The following is a 2,367-nucleotide window of genomic DNA, read 5'->3' on the forward strand; positions in this document are numbered from 1 at the left end:
GGGTACCCGCGTGCTTGCGCGGGGGTTCCGACTGTTCGCGGATGATGAGCCGGTTCAGGTTGCGGACTTCTATCTCCCCTATGACTTGGTCAAGGGCACTCGGGTCGAGGATCCAGCCAGCGAACCGTGGCCCGGGGGGACCATCGCCCAGCTGGAGAGCCTCGGCATCCAGGTGACCGTGATCGCCGAGGACGTTGCCGTGCGCGCCCCCCGACCGGAGGAGGTCCGAGACCTCCGACTGGGAGCGGGAACGCCGGTCTTCGAGGTGGTGCGCACGATGTTCGCCGACGAGCGCCCGATTGCGACTAGCAGCATCATCATTGCGGGTGACCGCTATGTGCTGTCATACCGAATCCCCCTCCAGTAACTGCGTGAGCGTCCCTTGACACCCTCTATCCCACTCCACAGACTGTCATATATACCTGAGGTTCCTAAGTGCCAGGAAAGGATGCGTCTCTGAGCAGGCTCTCGGACCTTCCGCCGACCATCAGTGTCGAGGAGGCGGCCGTGCTCCTCGGTGTGAGCCGGTCGGCGGCCTACCGGGCAGCCAAGGCCGGCCAGCTCCAGACGTTCCGCATGGGCCGCAGACTGTTGGTGCCAACCGCCCCCCTGCTTAGGATGCTCGGCCGATGAGGGGCAGCGTCCGCAAACGCGGCAGCACTTGGACGTGGTACCTCGACGTCGACCCCAATCCACTGACCGGTCGCCGTCGACAGCAGACCAAGGGCGGCTTCAAGACGAGGAAGGAGTGCGAGGCGGCCCTTCGGCAAGCGATCGCCGACCAGCGTGGCGGCACGCTCGCCAAGCCGTCGCAGCGGACCATCGCCAGCTTCCTGGTCGACGAGTGGCTTGCCCGCGGTCAAGCCGAAGCTTCGGGCCTCGACCTGGGCCAGCTACCGGACCAACACCAACGCCCACGTCGTCCCAGTGCTCGGGGAGGTCAAGCTTCAAGGGCTGAGTCCCATGCAGCTCAACCTCTTCTATGCCCGCCTGCTCGAAAGGGGTCGCCGGAGGGGTGGCGGTGGGCTCTCCCCCAAGACTGTCAGGAACATCCACGTAATGCTGCATCGCGCCCTCAAGGACGCGGTGCGCTGGGGCTACCTGCCGCGCAACGTCGCCGATGCCGTCGACCCACCCGTGGGACGCTCCGCCGAGCGGCACGTATGGACCCCCGACCAGCTCGGCGCCTTCCTCGAACACGTCCGCGCCGACCGGCTCTACGCGCTCTGGCTGCTGGTCGCCACGACCGGCATGCGCCGCGGCGAACTCGCCGGGCTGCGCTGGGTCGATATCGACTTCGCGAACGCCCGGGTCTCGCCGCAGCGCCCGCGGGTGGTGGTGGACTATGCCGTCCAGGTCTCCGAGCCGAAGACCGCCAAGGGTCGGCGGGCGCGGGCGCTGGATGCGGCCACCCTCGCCGTGCTGCGCGAGCACCAGACCCGCCAGGCCGAGGAGAAGGCCGTGATTGGCGCCGGCTACCAGGACTCTGGTTTGGTGTTCACCTGGCCAGACGGCGCACCGATCCATCCTGACCTGATCACCCGCTGGTTCGAGCAGCACAGCCGCGCAGCCGCGCTGCCCAAGATCCGGTTGCACGACGTCCGCCACAGCTACGCAAGTGCGGCGTTGGCGGCGGGCGTGCCGGCCAAGGTCATCAGCGAGCGGCTCGGGCACGCGACCGTCGGGTTCACGCTCGACACCTACAGCCACGTACTGCCCGGCCTGGACGCCGCCGCCGCCCAAGCGGTAGCGCAGCTCATCCTGCGGGGCAACGGAACGGGGCCCGCACAACCGATCGCGGACCCCGCCGTTGACAAACCCGTTGACAACCAGCCCCAAGGCACAAGCCAGGAGAGGAGGTGAGAGGCTAAGTCCCAGCTCAGTAGTGGTGGCGGGGGAGGGATTTGAACCCTCGACCTCTGGGTTATGAGCTGTTGGAGCGGCGTCCCGACCGGTCCCGCAGCTTCCCACCACAACGCATCTCACCAGCGGATTCACCGCCGATCCAGTGCCACTGGCTCCCGCTGGTCCCCTACCGGTCCCGACCCGTCCCGCTGCCAATTCCGCTGCCACGCCAGGCGCCGTTCGACCTCCTGCAGCCGCTTCTGAAGCGCGCCTGAGCGGTCCCCTCACCGCTCAACTTCCCTTTCCCTCCCCCATTCCGCTAGCAGGCGAGGCCACCCAGGCCAGCCGCGCCGCACGAGAAGGACAGCCGCCGGGGGGTGTGGCGGCATGAATGCTCGCTCCTGGCGCGACCTGGCCGCCTGCCTCGACATCGTGTCGGCCGACTACGACCCGTTTTTCGCCGACAGCGCCGAGCTCCGGGCTGAGGCCATCGCGCTCTGCGCGACCTGCTCGGTGCGGGAT

3 protein-coding genes are annotated in these 2,367 nt (G+C 68.1%); all 3 read left to right on the forward strand.

Annotated features, from left to right (window positions below; all coding sequences use genetic code 11):
* On the forward strand, positions 1-367 hold a 367-nt coding region (locus VF468_25235; protein ID HEX5881592.1), incomplete at its 5' end, for a UTRA domain-containing protein.
* Between the two features lie 68 nt (positions 368-435).
* Positions 436-633: a helix-turn-helix domain-containing protein gene (locus tag VF468_25240; GenBank protein HEX5881593.1), complete on the forward strand. Its 198-nt coding sequence runs from the start codon at positions 436-438 to the stop codon at positions 631-633.
* A gap of 216 nt (positions 634-849) precedes the next feature.
* Positions 850-1,863 carry a tyrosine-type recombinase/integrase gene (locus VF468_25245; GenBank protein ID HEX5881594.1) on the forward strand — a complete coding sequence of 338 codons (1,014 nt, stop codon included), beginning with the start codon at positions 850-852 and terminating at the stop codon, positions 1,861-1,863.
* The last annotated feature ends 504 nt before the right edge of the window (positions 1,864-2,367 follow it).

This window comes from Actinomycetota bacterium, from assembly GCA_036280995.1.
Classification (GTDB): domain Bacteria; phylum Actinomycetota; class CALGFH01; order CALGFH01; family CALGFH01; genus CALGFH01.